Source organism: Escherichia sp. TC-EC600-tetX4 (assembly GCF_019356055.1).
In the GTDB taxonomy this organism is placed as follows: Bacteria; Pseudomonadota; Gammaproteobacteria; order Enterobacterales; family Enterobacteriaceae.
Genome location: NZ_CP079924.1, coordinates 1,401,119 through 1,419,665 on the forward strand (window position 1 = coordinate 1,401,119; position 18,547 = coordinate 1,419,665).

General features: G+C 45.2%; 20 protein-coding genes, 1 tRNA gene and 5 pseudogenes. 9 read left to right on the forward strand and 17 right to left on the reverse strand.

The genetic code is table 11. From position 1 onward, the window contains the following. Positions 1 to 139 precede the first annotated feature (139 nt). Positions 140 to 1,075 carry a DNA-binding transcriptional regulator DsdC gene (gene dsdC, locus KXD89_RS06715; RefSeq protein WP_001326971.1) on the forward strand — a complete coding sequence of 312 codons (936 nt, stop codon included), beginning with the start codon at positions 140 to 142 and terminating at the stop codon, positions 1,073 to 1,075. A 183-nt stretch (positions 1,076 to 1,258) separates the two neighbouring features. On the opposite strand, the gene torI is transcribed toward dsdC, so the two are convergent. The 6 genes from torI to yfdP form a co-directional block, all read right to left on the reverse strand. Beyond that, entirely contained in the window at positions 1,259 to 1,459 is a 201-nt protein-coding gene (gene torI / locus KXD89_RS06720; protein WP_001163428.1) for a response regulator inhibitor TorI, read from the reverse strand. A 131-nt stretch (positions 1,460 to 1,590) separates the two neighbouring features. Further along, positions 1,591 to 1,896: a protein YfdT gene (gene yfdT, locus KXD89_RS06725; protein ID WP_000206809.1), complete on the reverse strand. Its 306-nt coding sequence runs from the start codon at positions 1,894 to 1,896 to the stop codon at positions 1,591 to 1,593. Further along, positions 1,896 to 2,258, reverse strand: a complete 363-nt coding sequence (locus KXD89_RS06730) for a phage protein (protein ID WP_001242717.1) — start codon at positions 2,256 to 2,258, stop codon at positions 1,896 to 1,898. Before KXD89_RS06730 ends, yfdT begins: the two co-directional genes overlap by 1 nt. Next, a complete protein-coding gene (gene yfdR, locus KXD89_RS06735) occupies positions 2,249 to 2,785 on the reverse strand; it encodes a 5'-deoxynucleotidase (protein WP_000008183.1) in 537 nt (178 codons plus the stop codon). Before yfdR ends, KXD89_RS06730 begins: the two co-directional genes overlap by 10 nt. 127 nt (positions 2,786 to 2,912) lie before the next feature. Further along, entirely contained in the window at positions 2,913 to 3,737 is an 825-nt protein-coding gene (locus KXD89_RS06740; RefSeq protein WP_000081278.1) for a YfdQ family protein, read from the reverse strand. Positions 3,738 to 3,802: 65 nt separating this feature from the next. Next, on the reverse strand, positions 3,803 to 4,165 hold the full coding sequence (gene yfdP / locus KXD89_RS06745) for a protein YfdP (protein WP_000135673.1): 363 nt from the start codon (positions 4,163 to 4,165) through the stop codon (positions 3,803 to 3,805). Between the two features lie 18 nt (positions 4,166 to 4,183). Between yfdP and KXD89_RS06750 the strand changes: the two are divergent. From KXD89_RS06750 to KXD89_RS06770, 5 genes and pseudogenes are all read left to right on the forward strand, one after another. Further along, positions 4,184 to 4,891: pseudogene (locus KXD89_RS06750) on the forward strand (helix-turn-helix domain-containing protein); the annotation flags it as partial. Beyond that, a complete protein-coding gene (locus tag KXD89_RS06755; protein WP_001393497.1) occupies positions 4,888 to 5,382 on the forward strand; it encodes a PerC family transcriptional regulator in 495 nt (164 codons plus the stop codon). The pseudogene KXD89_RS06750 and the gene KXD89_RS06755, both read left to right, overlap by 4 nt. Continuing rightward, positions 5,382 to 5,648: pseudogene (locus KXD89_RS06760) on the forward strand (phage N-6-adenine-methyltransferase); the annotation flags it as partial. The gene KXD89_RS06755 and the pseudogene KXD89_RS06760, both read left to right, overlap by 1 nt. Next, on the forward strand, positions 5,590 to 6,225 hold the full coding sequence (locus KXD89_RS06765) for a hypothetical protein (RefSeq protein WP_042405267.1): 636 nt from the start codon (positions 5,590 to 5,592) through the stop codon (positions 6,223 to 6,225). The pseudogene KXD89_RS06760 and the gene KXD89_RS06765, both read left to right, overlap by 59 nt. 26 nt (positions 6,226 to 6,251) lie before the next feature. Next, the gene (locus KXD89_RS06770) at positions 6,252 to 6,692 is read left to right on the forward strand and encodes a tail fiber assembly protein (protein WP_001106835.1); all 441 of its coding nucleotides are present in this window, start codon (positions 6,252 to 6,254) and stop codon (positions 6,690 to 6,692) included. Here the strand turns inward: KXD89_RS06770 and KXD89_RS06775 are convergent. Next, a pseudogene (locus KXD89_RS06775) lies at positions 6,664 to 6,954 on the reverse strand (tail fiber assembly protein); the annotation flags it as partial. The gene KXD89_RS06770 and the pseudogene KXD89_RS06775 overlap by 29 nt on opposite strands. Before the next feature lie 171 nt (positions 6,955 to 7,125). On the opposite strand from KXD89_RS06775, the gene KXD89_RS06780 reads away from it, so the two are divergent. Beyond that, positions 7,126 to 7,272 (forward strand): protein YodE, encoded by a 147-nt coding sequence (locus KXD89_RS06780; protein ID WP_211180502.1) that lies wholly within the window; start codon positions 7,126 to 7,128, stop codon positions 7,270 to 7,272. 34 nt (positions 7,273 to 7,306) lie between these two features. Here the strand turns inward: KXD89_RS06780 and KXD89_RS06785 are convergent, their stop codons facing one another. From KXD89_RS06785 to KXD89_RS06815, 8 genes and pseudogenes are all read right to left on the reverse strand, one after another. Next, positions 7,307 to 8,638 (reverse strand): hypothetical protein, encoded by a 1,332-nt coding sequence (locus KXD89_RS06785; protein WP_001030215.1) that lies wholly within the window; start codon positions 8,636 to 8,638, stop codon positions 7,307 to 7,309. Next, positions 8,635 to 9,471: pseudogene (locus KXD89_RS06790) on the reverse strand (glycosyltransferase family 2 protein); the annotation flags it as partial. The pseudogene KXD89_RS06790 and the gene KXD89_RS06785, both read right to left, overlap by 4 nt. A 30-nt stretch (positions 9,472 to 9,501) precedes the next feature. Next, positions 9,502 to 10,664, reverse strand: a protein-coding gene (locus tag KXD89_RS06795) for an IS3-like element IS3 family transposase (protein WP_085947771.1) whose coding sequence is annotated in 2 segments (ribosomal slippage) — positions 9,502 to 10,403 and positions 10,403 to 10,664 — 1,164 coding nt in all. Because the reading frame shifts where the segments join, the coding sequence is not laid out codon by codon here. A 65-nt stretch (positions 10,665 to 10,729) separates the two neighbouring features. Then, positions 10,730 to 10,816 (reverse strand): annotated as a pseudogene (locus KXD89_RS22280) (hypothetical protein); the annotation flags it as partial. Continuing rightward, complete coding sequence (locus KXD89_RS06800) at positions 10,813 to 11,175, reverse strand: bactoprenol glucosyl transferase (protein ID WP_000915541.1); 363 nt, start codon at positions 11,173 to 11,175, stop codon at positions 10,813 to 10,815. The pseudogene KXD89_RS22280 and the gene KXD89_RS06800, both read right to left, overlap by 4 nt. A gap of 152 nt (positions 11,176 to 11,327) precedes the next feature. Then, positions 11,328 to 12,485: a prophage integrase IntS gene (gene intS / locus KXD89_RS06805; protein WP_000958671.1), complete on the reverse strand. Its 1,158-nt coding sequence runs from the start codon at positions 12,483 to 12,485 to the stop codon at positions 11,328 to 11,330. 161 nt (positions 12,486 to 12,646) lie between these two features. Next, positions 12,647 to 12,721: transfer RNA gene (locus tag KXD89_RS06810), tRNA-Arg, on the reverse strand. 75 nt (positions 12,722 to 12,796) lie between these two features. Next, positions 12,797 to 13,729: a formate/nitrite transporter family protein gene (locus KXD89_RS06815; RefSeq protein WP_000368140.1), complete on the reverse strand. Its 933-nt coding sequence runs from the start codon at positions 13,727 to 13,729 to the stop codon at positions 12,797 to 12,799. 293 nt (positions 13,730 to 14,022) lie between these two features. On the opposite strand from KXD89_RS06815, the gene mlaA reads away from it, so the two are divergent. After that, positions 14,023 to 14,778: a phospholipid-binding lipoprotein MlaA gene (mlaA, locus tag KXD89_RS06820; protein ID WP_000776765.1), complete on the forward strand. Its 756-nt coding sequence runs from the start codon at positions 14,023 to 14,025 to the stop codon at positions 14,776 to 14,778. Positions 14,779 to 14,959: 181 nt separating this feature from the next. Here the strand turns inward: mlaA and yfdF are convergent, their stop codons facing one another. Both yfdF and fadL read right to left on the reverse strand, forming a co-directional pair. After that, the gene (gene yfdF, locus KXD89_RS06825) at positions 14,960 to 16,018 is read right to left on the reverse strand and encodes a protein YfdF (RefSeq protein WP_000937788.1); all 1,059 of its coding nucleotides are present in this window, start codon (positions 16,016 to 16,018) and stop codon (positions 14,960 to 14,962) included. Between the two features lie 365 nt (positions 16,019 to 16,383). Next, positions 16,384 to 17,724: a long-chain fatty acid transporter FadL gene (gene fadL, locus KXD89_RS06830; protein ID WP_001295701.1), complete on the reverse strand. Its 1,341-nt coding sequence runs from the start codon at positions 17,722 to 17,724 to the stop codon at positions 16,384 to 16,386. Positions 17,725 to 18,095: 371 nt separating this feature from the next. On the opposite strand from fadL, the gene KXD89_RS06835 reads away from it, so the two are divergent. Further along, a complete protein-coding gene (locus KXD89_RS06835) occupies positions 18,096 to 18,380 on the forward strand; it encodes a YfcZ/YiiS family protein (protein ID WP_001296261.1) in 285 nt (94 codons plus the stop codon). Positions 18,381 to 18,547 lie beyond the last annotated feature (167 nt).

Sequence of the window (18,547 nt, forward strand, 5' to 3'; positions counted from 1 at the left end):
TTCACATGAGGTAAATTGCATCAATGGAGTGATTTACATCTAAAAATGAAGGTGAATTGAGATATGGTTCACTTTAGCTCATCTCATAGCTGAAATTTTGCCGCTATTTTTTTACACTTAAGCGAAAAATGAGGTGATTATGGAACCCCTTCGTGAAATAAGAAATCGGCTGCTTAACGGCTGGCAATTATCAAAAATGCATACTTTTGAAGTGGCTGCCAGGCATCAGTCCTTCGCCCTGGCGGCAGAGGAATTGTCGCTGAGCCCCAGTGCGGTAAGTCACCGTATCAATCAGCTGGAAGAAGAATTGGGCATTCAGTTGTTTGTTCGTTCCCATCGCAAAGTGGAATTAACGCACGAGGGGAAACGTGTTTATTGGGCGCTAAAATCGTCGCTGGATACCCTGAACCAGGAAATTCTTGATATCAAAAATCAGGAGTTATCGGGAACGTTAACTCTGTATTCCCGGCCCTCTATCGCCCAATGCTGGTTGGTGCCCGCATTAGGTGACTTTACACGCCGGTATCCGTCTATTTCGCTCACCGTGCTCACTGGTAATGACAACGTCAATCTGCAACGTGCCGGAATCGATTTGGCGATCTACTTTGATGATGCGCCGTCAGCGCAACTCACTCATCACTTTCTGATGGATGAAGAAATCCTGCCAGTATGTAGCCCGGAATACGCTCAAAGACATGCTTTAACCAACACGGTAATTAACCTGTGTCACTGTACGTTGCTCCATGACAGACAGGCATGGAGCAACGACTCCGGTACGGATGAATGGCATAGTTGGGCGCAACATTATGCGGTTAATTTGCCGACATCTTCTGGAATTGGCTTTGATCGTTCTGATTTAGCTGTTATTGCCGCGATGAATCATATTGGGGTGGCGATGGGAAGAAAACGCCTGGTACAAAAAAGGCTTGCCAGTGGTGAGCTCGTCGCGCCGTTTGGCGATATGACGGTGAAATGCCATCAGCATTATTACATCACCACATTACCGGGCAGGCAGTGGCCAAAAATTGAAGCGTTTATTATCTGGCTAAGAGAACAGGTAAAAACCACTTCATAATGAATAAAACCACGAGTTCCTGGTGTGCCTTATTCGGCCTGCTAGTTCGAATTTAATTTACGGTTTTTATGTGGTTTTAGGGATAAACACAAGGATGGTGTCCCCTGCAGACATCTACTTGAAGCAGCAGGGGATTGATTGGAATGGTGTTTTTTAGATGTGAGAAATATTTTACCCGCTATTTTACCCATTGGCGCGGCTTAAGAGCTTATTTTTGAATTCACAATGGTCACGATATAACCATCTTGCTCGCCCGTGGATAACTTTGGCTTTTGGCAGGTCGCCTGACTTAATCCGGTCATAGATGAAGGTTTTACCAAAGCCAGTATCAGCCATGATGAATTTCAAATCAACCAGTGAATCAGGCTGTAGTTCGTGTTGCATGAGTGCTATCTCCGAATAGGGAATCGAACCTGCAAATCAGGTAATAAAAATACGCTCTATGACGGCGATGGTAGATCAGGATATTTTAAGAAACTGACAGGCCTCATCGAGTGTGAGGCTGTATGGCTCTATTATTTCACCTCTTGTTGTGACATTGTTGAAAAATGGATACCAGCTCGTTGCTGCCAGATGATCCAACCGAGAGTCATATCCCATGCCATGTATTCGTTATCGCCGTTTTTTGCTCTCCGACGATCTACTAAGTCACCGAAACGCTTTTCCATGAATAATTCATAGGCTTCGCGTTCATCTGGCTCTACTTCCAGAGATACGAGTGCGATTTCATAAGCACGGCGCTCAATATCGTCTCGAACCTCTAGGCTGCTGATTCGTTCTTTGATTTCTTTAATCAGTTCTTTATTGGTAAATGTGGTCATTATGCTCCAGCCTCCGGTGCTTTTGGCATTACTGCCCAGTGAGTGATATTGACGTTTTCAAGGTCCCCAACCTGAAATGTCCACTGCCATTCTCCGGTTTCTTTTTGTCCCCAGGTGTACCAGAGAGAACGCCAGCCAATCAGCCAGCCTTCTCCGTTAGCATCAAATAACAGAACACTTTCATTTGCTGGTGGCAGTTCAGCTGACACTGGTATTATTTTGTTTTCCAGTGCCGCACATTTAGCTTCAAGCGCGTCGAATTTACGTACCAGGTACTCAGCATTTGTTTCGTTCACTTTCAGATCTCGCGGTACACATTTCCCGCGAAGAAACCCTTCCATTTCGAAAACATTCATGCGCATTTGCGTAACTCCGATAAATCGTTAAAACGTTCCATAAACATCCCGTAGGCATGACCCGGTGCCAGTGGAATCACGTTGAACATCTCTGTTGCCGGGATGCCTTCCAGTACAGGCCAGAAAGAGCCATCATCAAGCCCGAGATCACGGCGTTCGGTTGCCAGCATAATGAGATCGGCATATTTCACTGGCGTGCTCATAACAGGAGGTAACCCGTATTTCTCACGGATTACTGCATCTATTTTTTCTTCCATCCGTTTATAGTCAGGAAGAAGGCGTTTCAGTGGTGCGGGGATGTCCTGGCAATACGCTTCTGTTGCATCATGCATTAATGCTTCAAAAGCAAATTCCTGCGGCACCAGCTGGCTGCAAAGCACCGCATGTTGGGCGACACTGTAGAAGTGAGAAAGATGACCGGCAAAGCGGCAGATATTTGAAAGGGAAACCGCGATATCGTTAATCACGATGTCGTCTTTATTTATCTTGTCATAATAAAAATGCTTCCCGGAAAAAGTTTTAATAAATGACATTTTGTTCTCCACGTATATGCGCTGCACCGCGCTGAGTTTGGGTAAAAGGAAGCCCTCACCATCCGGTGATTATTGAGTTAATTACGTTTCCATAAATGCCCCCGCAGGGGCATTTGCAGTAATGAAATCAGGCGGTGAAAGTACCAATAAAGGTTTCTACTTTGCTGTCTTTGAATTTCTCAACAAGCAGATCACGAAATTCGTTAGCCATATCTTCCTGCACCGCTTCCAGCTGAATAATGCGCAGAACCAGTACAGGACGATCGCCAGTGATAATGCTGAGGCGTAATTTAAACGGACGTTCTTTCAGACCTTCAAACGGAACGCATTTAAATTCAAATGCCACTGGCATAATGTCTTTGGTCTTCGCTTCGACAGATTCCATCAGGGAGCGTTTGCCGCTGAAGTCATTATCTTCAAAATCAGCGGTCTGGTTTGCTTCAATCGTGATTTTACGGATTGCCGCAGCCGCTTTTGTTGCCTGAATGGCGTCACCATTAGCATCAAAGCCCACAAGGTAGTCGGCCCAGTCTTCAATCCATTCTGCCAGTGATTTCTGGGAGTTACGCTCGCCGTTAACAGACAACAGGGCAGAGAACGGTGCTGTCTTTTTCAGTTTGAGAGTGGCGGTGTTATCTGCGTGACCTGGTTCATCAATAGTACCCAGGTTAAGCACACTGACGGCACGCATATTATCAGCATCGATAAAGCAGCGGGTGCCTTCATCTGCAAGATCTTTAGAATAACGGGTAAAGTCATCGATGCTGGCAGTGGAAAGCGCACCACGGAAACGGAAGCGATTTAAATTAAATTTTTCCAGATCATGAATGCGGAAATTCTCAGGCAATGCCACAGCATCGGCACCAATCTTACTGATAATTTCATTAACACCCTGAGCAGAAATAAGGGCATGGATTTGATTAATTGCGGTTGCGTCTAAGTTCTGAGACATAATAAGTCCTCACTATATTAAGATATTCAGTGATGAGATAAATAATTAGTTAATTAAGAATGATATTAATGACCTGCTGCGCGGAGTTTTCCGTCAGGCTCACCGGCAAGAGTCAGTAATTGTCCCTGGTCTTCCTGCAGAATAGTCAGGCGACCACCGCGATTGACATACATCGGCGTTTCGGTGGTGTCTTCTTCGGAAATTTTCCCACGGTTAGTCGGGCGAACATATGAGAGTTTGTGTTTGATTTTCAGACGGTTCTCATCAAATGGTTCGATTTCCAGGTTGAGTGAGACCTTACCTTTGGTTTTCGTGTTCATCACACCGGAAGCGACTTCACTGAGAACTGCGCCGATTTTGGTTTCAAATACGCCGCCGTCCAGCTCCCCGATAAATGCCTGCACATCAGTACTGCGTTCGCTAGCCATTTTGCTGCTCCTCATCATAACCGCAATGCGTCGAATGTTTATCAGCTTAACGTTGCGAAGCTTCAGGCAGCGGCATTTTCTCAACTGTCAGACTCTGACCCGTCAAAATCTGACGCATCAAAATCTGACCCGTCAAAATTTGATGCGTCGAAATCTGGCAAAAAATCGGGTTTTCACCCGTCAGAATCTGGCGGGGATCCGTCAGTAAAATCAAAACATGATCCGTCAGATAAAAAACCTTCTCGTCCGGACGCTTCGCAACCGGACACGCAGACGGATGAACAGGATTTTTTAACTCGCCATCCTGATGCGGTTGTATTCAGCCCTAAAAAGCGCCAGTGGGGAACGCAGGATGATTTGACCTGCGCACAGTGGCTCTGGAAAAAAATCATCGCCCTGTACGAGCAGGCCGCCGAATGTGACGGCGAGGTGGTTCGTCCCAAAGAACCGAACTGGACAGCCTGGGCAAACGAAATTCGCCTGATGTGTGTGCAGGATGGTCGTACTCACAAACAAATCTGCGAGATGTACAGCCGCGTCAGCCGCGATCCGTTCTGGTGCCGTAACGTGCTCAGCCCGTCGAAGCTGCGGGAAAAATGGGATGAGCTTTCCCTGCGCTTATCGCCGTCCGTCAGCACGTACACAGAAAAACGCGAAGACCCGTACTTCAAAGCCAGTTACGACAATGTGGACTACAGCCAGATCCCGGCAGGATTCAGGGGGTGAGCATGAGTCTTTTGAATGACGTTCAGAAATTCATTGAAGCCCATCCGGGCTGTACTTCCGGAGACATTGCGGATGCTTTTGCAGGTTACTCACGGCAGCGCGTTCTGCAGTCAGCAAGCAAGTTACGTCAGAGTGGGCGTGTGGCTCACCGTTGTGAAGGAGATACACACAGACATTTCCCGCGCCTGACTGAGAGAGCGCAGGATCCGGAACCACAACCAGTTCGTGAAACCAGACCTGTGCGCAATTTCTATGTCGGCACTAACGACCCGCGGGTGATTTTGTGCCTGACCCGCCAGGCGGAAGAACTGGAGTCCAGGGGCTTATACCGTCGTGCTGCAACGGTGTGGATGGCGGCATTCCGTGAAAGCCACTCCCAGCCAGAACGAAACAATTTTCTGGCGCGTCGTGAACGGTGTTTACGGAAAAGCAGTAAGCGGGCTGCATCAGGTGAAGAGTGGTATCTCTCAGGGAATTACGTGGGGGCTTAATGAGTAATAAATATTGCCAGGCGCTGGTGGAGCTGCGGAACAAACCAGCCCATGAACTGAAGGAAGTGGGCGATCAGTGGCGCACGCCGGACAACATTTTCTGGGGAATTAACACCCTGTTTGGCCCGTTTGTTCTGGATCTGTTTACTGATGGTGATAACGCCAAATGTGCCGCGTATTACACTGCGGAAGACAACGCGCTGGCGCATGACTGGTCAGAACGTCTTGCGGAGCTTAAAGGTGCTGCCTTTGGTAATCCCCCGTACCCGTGGTAACCCCCAGACCGGCACGCCTGCCACCGATCTGGATGATGACTACTTTGACATGTTGCAGGAGGAGCTTTGCAGCGTTGTGGAGGCCTCCGGTGCCAGCCTGGAGAAGGGGCGGCATGACCAGCTGCTTACCGCGCTTCGTGCGCTGCTGTTAAGCCGCAAGAATCCGTTTGGCGATATCAAATTGGACGGCACGGTGCAAAAGGCTCTCGAAAACCTTGGTTTGGGAGAAGCGGCTAAAAGAAATGTAGGGACAGGGGCGAATCAGATACCTGATATGGGTAGTTTTATGCTTTCTGCTTCAGTTCCTGGATATCAAAAATTGCCATCCGGTTTAATTATTCAATGGGGGCCAATTGATGTTCCGCTGACGTCTCAGGACACAGTAACCTATTTTCCGATTGCATTTCCGAATAGATGTCTGCGGGTATTTGCGACTCAGGATTACACTCCCGGCAGTGCAAATGTTGGCTATATAGCTTGTGCCGGTTATAACCAGGACCCGGTGAAATTTATTTCCAGAGCAGGCGTACCCGGTATCGGTGCTTCATTTTTCGCATTAGGGTGTTAATTTCTTTTAACTTTATGGAGTGAAAAATGAATTACATATATTCCGCGACTACAAACTCTTTCTATCCCTTGGAGATGAAAGAGGATTACACGCAAGCTGGCTCATGGCCAGATGATGCTGTTGAAGTTGATGAGCAAGTGTATATTGAGTTTTCCGGATTACCGCCGAAAGGAAAAATCCGTATCGCTGGAGAAAATGGTTTTCCTGCATGGTCTGAAATTCCACCACCAACACATGAGGAACAGATTGCTGCAGCCGAACTGAAAAAGCAGCAATTGATTAATCAGGCCAACGATTATATGAACAGTAAACAATGGGCTGGTAAAGCGGCTATTGGTCGTCTGAAAGGTGAGGAACTGGCGCAATATAATTTGTGGCTGGATTATCTGGACGCACTGGAGCTGGTCGATACTTCCAGTGCGCCAGATATTGAATGGCCTACTCCTCCGGCAGTTCAGGCCAGATGACATCCGGCGCGGTGCTGGTATCTGTTGCCGTCACCGCGTCAATGTAATCCAGCACAGTGTTAAGTCGGGAGGTCTCTGCCTGCATCAGCTTCCGCCCAGCCTGTAATTTCAGTTGAATCAGACTAATGGAAGCCATTGCAGTATCAATCAGCGACTGGCGCTGTGCTTCTGCTGCATCTACTGCGACGCTATGCTGTGCCTCGGTATCCGTCACCCATTTCTCACCATCCCATTTATCGTATGGCGTTAATGGGGCGATAGTCGCGGGACGCATACAAACATAACCCCTGGATGTTATGTGTCTATCGAGAATCAAAGTGGAAGTCCTTATGTTAAGTATAAGACAGGAATCACTTATAACGATAATCAGTTAGTATATGTATCTATCACTGTTGATGATAATATCAGCACTTGGTTCTGGAGGGGGTTTGTTGTGGGCAATGATGCATTTAAGTTATCGTCTGCAGATAGAGGAGATATTACAATAAACAACGAATCAGGGCATTTGATAGTCAATACCGCAATTCTATCAGGAGATATAGTCACTCTAAGAGGAGGAGAAATTAGGTTGGTATTATAGCTTGTGCGCGCCATGATTGGCGCGCAATTTAAACTTAGTGCTTTACATCGCTATTGTCTTGATTTCTTTGAATTATTTTATAAATTAAAAAAACGACTGTTATGTATAAGCAAAGGTCGAACGAAAAATACATTCCAAATAAATGCTTGCTTAAATCTCTATATCCTTCCCCGAAAAATGACACATAAAATTGAGATATTCCAAAAAGAGATACTACAAATAAAGATGCCTTTATTTTATTATTTCTAATAAAAATAGAAGCAATAAAAAATAATAACAATGATATAAATCTAATGTTTTTAAATATATTGTCTTTTATGTTAGTAATAGTCGTTAGTATGTTTGATTCTCCATATATTACGTGTAGTTTTTTATATACATGGAAATAATTTTCTTTATACTGAGACATCACACCATCATCAAATGGAAGTTTGAAGATGGTGCTTGGTTTGCTAACCAATAAAAAGAGTGCATTCGAAAACGTTTCATCTTTATGAGATTCGAAACATTCCGTTCCAACTTCTGTTGGGGTTGCGCCAAATGATATGTCGAATTTATTACCCCAGGCATCTAACCCAACACACTTATCATCAACATACGATGGCATTTTATACCCGTTGTTTTTCATATAAAGATAACTACCGAAGTATGTTGCATGGTACTTATTTAATTCAACAACACCTTTTGAATAAGATATTGCAAATATTGACGCAAGCAAGCACACCACGCATATTACAGATTTAATAATTAGTTTGTGTCTATCAAAAAAAATATAATATGAATACACTATTAGTGGGGTTAATATAAATTGATTTTTAGCAGTAGATATTATTAGCAACGAAAAAAATAGCAAAAGCATAGATTTATTGTTTTTGCATGTTAATGAATACACCAAAAATGGAAGGAAAATTATAACTATTTGCTCTTGATAGAATGATGCAAACATTGACAGTGTTGATGAAGAACACATAAGAAAAGCTAAAATAAAGAATGTAAATAAAGTTACATACCTTTCTGTTTTTATATATGAAGTAAATATCGCATATAATGAATAAATATATATTACTTTTAGAAATAACGATAACACCCTAGCATCAAGATATTCAGTAAAAATGCTAATAAACAGGACGTATGTATACAAAATATAACTATATGAACTTATATACTCATAGCTATCAATTGAATCAATATGACCTTTCAATTTATACAATAAAGGTAAGTCATATGTAAATGCTGGTATGTCTTCAATTAATGGCTTAATGGCTCTTCCGAAATCAGATGTATTTAACATCATTATGTTTTTAGATAAGGCGCAAATAATCAAAACAAAAGATATATACAATGATACTTTTATTGCTTTATTCATTTTTTGACTCTCTTGATGATGTATTTCGGGCGTTTTTTGGTTTCAATGTATGTGCGTCCAATATATTCACCTAATACTCCTATTCCAATCATCTGAATTCCACCTAAAAACAGTATTGAAACAAGTAGTGAAGGATATCCCCTAACAGCATTTCCAAATATGATAGTATCTAAAATCATCCACGCCCCATAAATAAATGCTACACTGGCTACCACTAACCCTATGTATGTCCAGATGCGAAGAGGGAATGTGGAAAAGCTTGTAATACCCTCAAGTGCTAAATTCCAAAGTTTCCATCCATTAAATTTTGTATCTCCAGCAATTCTTTCCGCTCGCACGTATTCAACAATATCTGTCTTTCCTCCTACCCAGCTCAGAATACCTTTCATGAAAAGGTTTCGTTCTGGCATAAGTTTAATATTTTCGACAACATCACGGCTCATCAGCCTGAAATCACCAACATTCTCTTCAATTTTAGGATTGCTTATTTTATTGTGGAGCTTATAGAACCACTCAGCCGTTTTTCGCTTCAGGCGTCCATCAGTTGAGCGGTCAGATCTTTTAGCAAGAACCATATCAGCACCTGCTTGCCATTTTTCAATAAGATGAGGAATAACCTCAATCGGGTCTTGCAGGTCAACATCAATTGGGATTATCGCATCCCCGGTTGCATGGTCTAACCCTGCAAACAATGCTGGTTCTTTACCAAAGTTGCGTGTAAATGACAGCGGAACAACTAGAGGATCTGAAACAGCCAGAGCATTAATGATTGACTCCGTAGCGTCTTTGCTGCCGTCATTTATGAAAACGATTTCCACTTCATATGACTTCAATGATCCTACCCACGTAATATGGACACAGGCCTAAGCGAGGTTCTTGTTTTCAAATTGTTCCGGACTGAGGCCGCCACACCAACTGTGCCGCCGCCACCGATTGTAATCACATTCGATATAATTAAACACCGTTGCCCGCATTATTTCCCGGCTGATAAAGTGTTCTCCATGGATACATTCCACTTTCAGCGAATGAAAGAAGCTTTCCACGCAGGCATTATCGTAGCAGCAACCTTTTGCGCTCATACTTCCACGCAGATTATGCCGCTTCAGTTGCGCCTGATAATCTGCTGAACAGTACTGGCCTCCACGGTCCGTGTGAACGATAACGTTCCGGGGCCTCTTACGCCGCCACAGCGCCATCTGCAGGGCATCGCAGGCCAGTTGCGCCGTCATGCGTGGCGACATTGACCAGCCAATAACGGCACGTGACCACAGGTCAATGACCACTGCCAGATACAGCCAGCCTTCATCTGTACGTAAGTACGTGATGTCTCCTGCCCACTTCTGGTTCGGGCCACTGGCGTAAAAATCCTGCTCCAACAGATTTTCTGACACAGGCAGGCCGTGTGCGCGGTAGCTGACCGGGCTGAACTTCCGGGAGGCCTTTGCCCTCAGTCCCTGACGGCGCAGGCTTGCCGCCACGGTTTTTACGTTAAAGGGGTAACCCTGAGCACGCAGTTCATCCGTCAGGCGTGGGGCACCGTAACGCTGTTTTGACCGGGTAAAAGCCGCGAGGACAACGCTGTCGCAGTGTTGGCGGAACTGCTGACGCGTGCTTATCCTTGTCCGCCGCTGACACCACGTATACCAGCCGCTGCGGGCCACCCGGAGCACGCGGCACATTGCTTTGATGCTGAACTCAGCCTGATGTTTTTCAATAAAGACATACTTCATTTCAGGCGCTTCGCGAAGTATGTCGCGGCCTTTTGGAGGATAGCCAGCTCTTCATCCCGTTCTGCCAGCTGGCGTTTGAGACGTGCAATCTCGGTAGACATCTCCAGTTCACGTTCAGAAGACGTCTGCTGATTTTGCTGTTTACTGCGCCAGTTGTAGAGTTGTGATTCATACAGGCTGAGTTCACGGGCTGCGGCAGTAACACCGATGCGTTCAGCAAGCTTCAGGGCTTCACTGCGAAATTCAGGCGAATGCTGTTTACGGGGTTTTTTACTGGTTGATACTGTTTTTGTCATGTGAGTCACCTCTGACTGAGAGTTTACTCACTTAGCCGCGTGTCCACTATTGCTGGGTAAGATCACAATTCTTCGAATTCACGTACCGTTTTATAAAAAATTGGTATCGCTTCTTCTTCATTGAAGACAGGAACTACAAGAGATATCTTCATTTCGCATCCCTAAAGACAATGAACTTTGAATAGACGAAACCGCACACCAGGCTGATGGCGGAGAAGGTGACAAGAGTTATCATCGGGGGAAGTGCGCATCTATCAGCAGCCCATCCAACAGTAGCACTCAGTGTCCCCATGAACCCAACATATAGCATGTAGCGCATCGTTGTAGTCGATGCCTTGAATGTGAATTTTGCATTCGCGAAGAAGCTAAAGCTCACAGCCACAACGAAACCTGCGAAGTTTGCAAGAGCTTGGTTTGTATGCGCGACATAGATACAAACACCAAAAACCACCCAGTGTATAAGGGTGTTCAGCACACCAATAGAGGTGTACTTTGCAAATAGCTTTAACATTTCTTCTATCAGCTAATAATCAAAGGAATGAAGTCTATCATCCAAGTCTTAATCGATCGATACTTGCTGTGGTTGATGAGACAAAACTTATACACACAAAGCTTTGCACTGGATTGCAAGACTTTGTGCTATTCGATAGTTGTTAAGGTCGCTCACTCCACCTTCTCATCAAGCCAGTCCGCCCACCATTGCATCATTTCTCTGCGTTTATCGAGATACTGAGCATGGTTGTAAATCCCACGCACAGATCCGCCGTTTGCATGTGCCAGTTGCACTTCAATAGCGTCAGCAGGCCATTCGTGCTCGTTCATAATCGTGCTGAATTCATGCCTGAATCCGTGACCGCTTTCCAGACCCTCATAGCCGATTTGTTTGATCACAAGCAGTACCGCGTTCTCGCAGATTGGCTTCTTCTTATCGTTGCGCCCGGCAAAAACAAACTCTGAGACTGGTTTGGTGATGGAGCTTAGCGTAGTGAGAAGTTCAACTACCTGGTCTGACATAGGAACCACATGAATTTTGCGTCCTTTCATCACACTGGCGTCGATGGTGATAATCCTATTTTCAAAATCGACGTTCTTCCATAGCATGGAACGAAGCTCTTTCGTTCTTAGGGCTGTGTAGCGTAAAACTTTGGTCGCAATGAGCGATACGATACTTCCTGAAAATGTTGCCAGTGCTTTGTTGAATGCCGGGATCTGGTCTGCAGGAAGAAACGGGAAGTTCTTCTTGCGGTATCCCTTCATGGCGTCAGCAAGGTCAGGTGCCGGGTTATATTTAGCCCTTCCGGTGACAATAGCGTAACGGAAAACCTCGCCGCATCTTCTGCGTGCTTTGTTGGCTCGTTCCATTGCACCGCGATCTTCAAACCTGCGGATTACTTCCAGCAGTTGCATCGGCTCAATATCCTGAATTTCAAGGCCGCCAATGATAGGTAAAATGTCGTCGTCAAACATTTTGGCAAGTTCAGTTGCATACCCTACTGACCATACTTGCTTCTTGTGCTCGTACCATTCCTTGTAAATCGCACTAAAGGAATTGTTGTTAGACGAAGCCTTTTTCGCCTTTACAGGATCGATGCCAACCGAGATGTCTTTCCTCGCAGTCCATGCTTTATCCCTTGCCTCCTGCAAAGTCATAAGCGGATATTTTCCGACGGTCAGGATTTTCTCCTTACCGTCAATCTTGTAGCGAAGCTGCCATACCTTTTTCCCTGACACAGGGACATAAAGGTACAGGCCATTACCATCGAGAAGGCGGTATGGTTTTTCTTTCGGCTTTGCTGCTTCAATCTGCTTAACGGTGAGCATGGGTAAAAATCCGGTGGGTAAAATTATTTTATCCACTTTTTACCCGTCATGGAGTGCGGCTGTCAACGATCTGAAGCGAACCATGACGAACTGTAAATCTACGGAATGCTTGATATTCAGGGGATTTTGCGGACTGGTACGGATGGGAGCGAACTGATAAATGGTGTCCCCTGCAGGAATCGAACCTGCAATTAGCCCTTAGGAGGGGCTCGTTATATCCATTTAACTAAGAGGACAATGCGGCATGAGTATACCCGCTAATGGAGTGCGGGGTAAGTACGCTGCCGCTCGATTGCTTAAACCCTCGCCATTTATGCCGGGTTTTTATAATTTTTCTTAATGTTTTCCGCACGTTCTGCTTTTTGGCGTGCTTCTGCTTTACGCTTATTGCTCATGTCGTTACGAATCTGTGCATGACTCATTAACGCGAAGATAAAGGTGCCGCCGCAGATGTTCCCCGCTAAAGTAGGTAGTGCGAAGGGCCAGATGAAATCGCTCCAGTGCAGCGTACCGTTAAACACCAGATAGAGGATTTCAACAGAACCGACCACGATATGGGTGGTGTCACCCAGGGCAATAAGCCAGGTCATCAATATAATCACCACAATCTTTGCCGCACCCGCTGCAGGAAACATCCAAACCATAGTGGCGATCAGCCAGCCGGAAATGATCGCGTTGGCAAACATCTCGCTGGGGGTGTTCTTCATCACATCCATGCCGATTTTGACAAATGCATCGCGAGTTTCTTCATTGAAGATAGGCATATATTCAAATGCCCACGCCGCAATACCTGTCCCGAGAATATTACCCAGCAGCACGACGCCCCATAACCGTATAAGTAAGCCGACGTTGCTCATTGTCGGTTTTTGCATGACGGGTAGTACCGCAGTCACGGTATTTTCGGTAAATAATTGCTGGCGGGCCATAATGACGATAATAAAACCAAAGGTATAACCGAGATTCTCCAGCAAGAAGCTGCCCGGCACACCTTCCAGTTCGACTTGAAATATCCCTTTTGCCAGTAACGAAGCGCCCATCGACAGACCCGCCGCAATGGCTGACCACAGTAGCGCCATTGCGTCGCGTTCCAGCTCTTTTTCACCATCCTGGCGGATATGCTCATGAATTGCCATCGCCCGGGAGGGGAGTCGGTCTTCATCTATTTCTATTTTTTTGCCGCGCTCTTTTTCTTCGCTCTCAACTTCAATTTCGTCGCTGTGTTGATCAATTTTGTCGTTGTCCATGGTCTCTTCTCTTGAATTAGCACGTATAGCTAAAGCGTAGCGGCTTTTTTGCTCGCAACTGACGGGAGTTACTCTGAAAATGTAGAAAAGGCTGCGTTTGCCTTTTTCTGTTTCTATAGAATCAAGTAGCCTACAGGGCGGCGATTACCAGGCTATGATCAAATCAGCAAATCAGGGCGTCTGGACATCAGTTGACGTGCTGTTACAATCGCCCACACCTAAACAGGCGGATACGGTATCGTTCCGTCATGGATGGCAAACTGCATAAGCCATAAAAAAACAGGGAGACATTTATGAAGCTTCGCCTGTCGGCGCTTGCTCTGGGAACTACGCTTCTGGTGGGGTGTGCGAGTTCCGGTACAGATCAGCAAGGGCGTTCTGACCCGTTAGAAGGGTTCAACCGCACCATGTACAACTTCAACTTCAATGTATTAGACCCGTATATTGTTCGACCGGTCGCTGTCGCCTGGCGTGATTATGTTCCGCAACCGGCGCGTAACGGTTTGAGCAACTTTACTGGCAACCTTGAAGAACCTGCGGTGATGGTTAACTACTTCTTGCAGGGCGACCCTTATCAGGGGATGGTCCACTTTACCCGCTTTTTCCTGAACACCATTTTGGGGATGGGCGGTTTTATTGATGTTGCAGGGATGGCGAACCCGAAACTGCAACGGACTGAACCTCACCGCTTCGGTAGTACGCTTGGTCATTATGGCGTGGGTTATGGGCCTTACGTTCAGTTACCGTTCTACGGTAGCTTCACGCTGCGTGATGACGGTGGTGATATGGCGGATGGTTTTTACCCGGTTCTTTCCTGGCTGACCTGGCCGATGTCTGTGGGTAAATGGACGCTTGAAGGGATCGAAACCCGCGCTCAGCTGCTGGATTCCGATGGTCTGCTGCGTCAGTCGTCCGATCCTTATATTATGGTGCGCGAAGCGTACTTCCAGCGTCATGATTTCATCGCTAATGGCGGCGAACTCAAACCGCAGGAAAATCCGAACGCACAAGCGATTCAGGATGATTTAAAAGATATTGATTCTGAATAAGAAACAAATAAAAAAGGTGAGTCGCAAAACTCACCTTTTTTGTTGTTATCCCTCAATTACCACAAGTAAAAGGAGATAAACCGACAATGACCTAGACGTAATTATGTAAAAATACTGATGTTCGTCACTGACTATTTCCGATATTCAGCTGTTGAAAAATCAAAAAACTGGAAAAATAATTTTAAATATCATCAAAATTAACACCTGGCGCAGATGGTTGATTAATTTCATTTTGATATTCAGCCTGGCGATTTTGAAGCCTTTCTTCAATTTTACCTTCGAGATCCTTAAAATGCTTATATATTTTTTGAGAATGGCCAACGTTAATTTTGTTACCGACTAAAGTAGAAACTATTTCTTTTAGATGGTCGCATTTATATTTTGCATCGTCCACTTGAAAATCATATCTTATTGCTCGACCATAACGTTTAAAAACGTCGTTTGGTTCTCTCAGTCTTTCCCCGTTGAGCTCGTTTACAACCTGATGATCGGAACCAGTTGCAAATGATTCTGCCATGATAGCTTTACTGCTTTCAAACCACGCTGAAGCACTCCTGGCGTTTTCACTACAATATTGGGTGAGACTATCACCATTAATACGAATTCCTCTTTGAATGTGGTAGTCGTCCTGATCGTAGTAACCGAGAGATAAGTAATCATTTCCGTTTTTATTTTTAATTACAATAGCGAGAGAGTCGCCTTTTTTATCTTTACCGTACCAGGTAAATAAGTCCGTTGGTTCGCTTTTCCCGCTCTCATCAAATTCCGTTACCGTATGTCTGAGTTTGTGTGATATCTTATCGAAGATAAAACCAGGATCTCCATCATATATTTCTTTTAATGCGCTGAAGATCATTTCCTTGTTATTGATATCATGAGTCTTCTCAACTATGTTGTCATTAATGATAGTACGGACGAGTTCTTTGTCTTTATAGTTCGCAGGTAATTCTATTGGTTCTTGGTTGTCGATACCAATAGTAATATGGTCTGTATCATTGGAGTCAATATCAATATAAGTAACTGAGGAATTATTAATATTAAATCTATAAGGATCGTCGTTTACTCGTATGGCGTTTTTTATAAGCTCAAGTAGATGTTTAATACAGGTGCTTATTCCTTCCTTACCATTAAAAAGGTTTTTGAACTCTTGTACTAATCCATTAACTTCATCATTGTTATTTTCATTGATGGATTCTGGGTAAGCTGCGCTGGTATTGTTGATTGAAATAGATGGTAGCATGATTTTATTCCATTTTGATTGATTTGTTACAAATATATATTACCTAATGAAATAGACTATCAAAAAACGCTCATTTATTTAGAACCTATCTTTAATTTGAGTGTATGAGCGCACAATAGCCAGGGGGGGGGAGTATCCTGGAAATGCAGAAAAGTAAACTCTTTGAGAAGGACGAGCAGAACGCCTGAAAATATGCCTTTCCCTTCAGGTTTGTCTGTGGATACCGCTTATTGATTTGAAAGGGCAAGCTGCCAACAGGCTGTTTGCAAAACTCAGGAGGTAAGCAATGAGGACACTACTTTCGGTGAAGTGGGGGAGTTAAAGTCACCTGCTATGCAGGTGACTTTATCCAGGCGAACGCGTTATCAGAACGCGTAGTTAAAGTTAGTACCGAACAGCCAGGCTTTACCTTCAGACTCGAACTGGTATGGGCCTTCGTTAATTTTCACGCTCTGACCGTGCATATAAGAAACACCAACGTCGACTGAAGCATCTTTATTAAATGCGTAAGTCGTACCTGCACTCAGCCAGAAACGGTCCTGGTCCGGAATGGAGATAGAACGATTCTGTGCAGGAACTGGGCTGTCATCAAAGGCGATACCGGTACGGAAGGTCCAGTTATCATCGTAGTAATAAGTGGTACCCAACGCGATGCGGTAAGCATCTTTAAAGCCTTCATGTTTCTGGAACAGCGTGTCGCCACTGGTTGAGGTCGCTTTCAGCTGCTGGAACTGACTCCAGCTGGTGTAAGCCAGGCTATAGTGAATCGCCCACTGTGGATCAACACGGTTATAACCTGACACTTCCCACATTTCAGGCAGGTTCAGCGTCAGATAACCCGATTGCGTTGCGCCACCTGTCGCGGTAGGAATTGGCAAACCGTAGTTATTAAACGCACGATTAAGATCGCTGCTGTAGTTACCTTTGAAGTCAATTTTCACTTCAGAACGGTAGGTCAGTGCATAGCGGTTATTTTTATCCAGTTCATACAGGATTCCGGCGTTCCAGCCAAAGCCCCACTGGTTACCGTTCAGATGAGCGATTTTGGTATTACTGTCAATACCGTTGGCGGTAGCTGCCAATGCTTGCCCTTGCTGAGTTTGGCCAGCAGGAGATTGCATAATTTGGCCAGCAACCAACTGCCCCAGATCGCCTGCGAAACGTTCAATTTTCGCGCGAGCGTAGACGGCGTTGAAACCAAGACCAAAGCTCCATGCATTATTTAAGCGATACGCACCGCTTAAGTTCAGGTTCATGGTTTCAAGGTCGGTTGTACCCCCGACAGAGCCGCCTGCATAAGTATCGTTAAACTCTGTAGCCAGACCATAGTTAGAGGTAATAGAAGCGCCCCAACCAAATTGGTCGTTAATCGGTGCAACAAAGTGCATGTTCGGAACCCATGCCGTAGGCGCGATGTTATCGGCTTTCAGGCTACGACCAGATGGAGACGTTCCGCTGATATTTACATCCGGGTCAATATAAACCGCACCCGCAGAAAATGTCGGGCGGTCAAACATAGTAATCAATGCGGGGTTACGGCTGACGTTACCTGCATCATCGGCAATTGCGCCTTCCCCTGAATAAGCCCGGCCCAGGCCAGAGGAAGAAAATTCGTTTAACTGAAAGCCTGCCGACCAGGCCTGGGTGGAGATAAGTGCCACTGCGACTGCGAGAGCAGACTTTGTAAACAGGGTTTTCTGGCTCATGACCATAACCTCAATGATTTATTTTTATACAAACTATGTTACGTGCTGTAACAGGAGCGCGAAGTGTAGGGTCTGAGGTACATCTTAGAAATCAGACCAGTGGCGAGAGTATAGGTCGGACCAGCTGGAATGTTGCAAGTATGTTTCTATCTTTTTTCAAATATGATCTAAGAAACGCGATCCAGCTGGCAAAATTTGGAGGTGGCGCACTCATGGATTCGGGTGAATTTTGTTTTAGATCATTTTTAAGTGTGATTTCGGTCACTTATCCGATTTTGCAGAATTAACAACTGGAGCAGCACTTTCCGGAAGCGTAAAATATCCACAACGTTTATCTGGCACCTTGGGTGCACATACAGAGGAAATCAACGATGAGTAAATGTAGTGCTGATGAAACCCCGGTTTGCTGCTGTATGGATGTTGGCACCATTATGGACAACTCCGACTGCACCGCGTCTTACAGCCGCGTGTTTGCAAACCGCGCAGAAGCAGAGCAAACGCTGGCGGCGCTGACTGAAAAAGCCCGTAGCGTGGAATCTGAACCTTGCAAAATCACCCCGACTTTCACTGAAGAGTCTGACGGTGTGCGCCTGGATATCGATTTCACTTTTGCCTGCGAAGCTGAAATGCTGATTTTCCAGCTGGGTCTGCGTTAATTCCTCTCGGGTACGTACGCCCCTGTCAGTTGCTGGCAGGGGCGTTTTCTTTTCTCTTCTTCTTTTCTCTCTGTGTCATAGCTCCCACTTTCCCTTTTCTCCACTTGGCTAAATGTAAAAAAATGGTTAAGACTATGATCAGGTCAGACCACTTTATTTATTTTTTT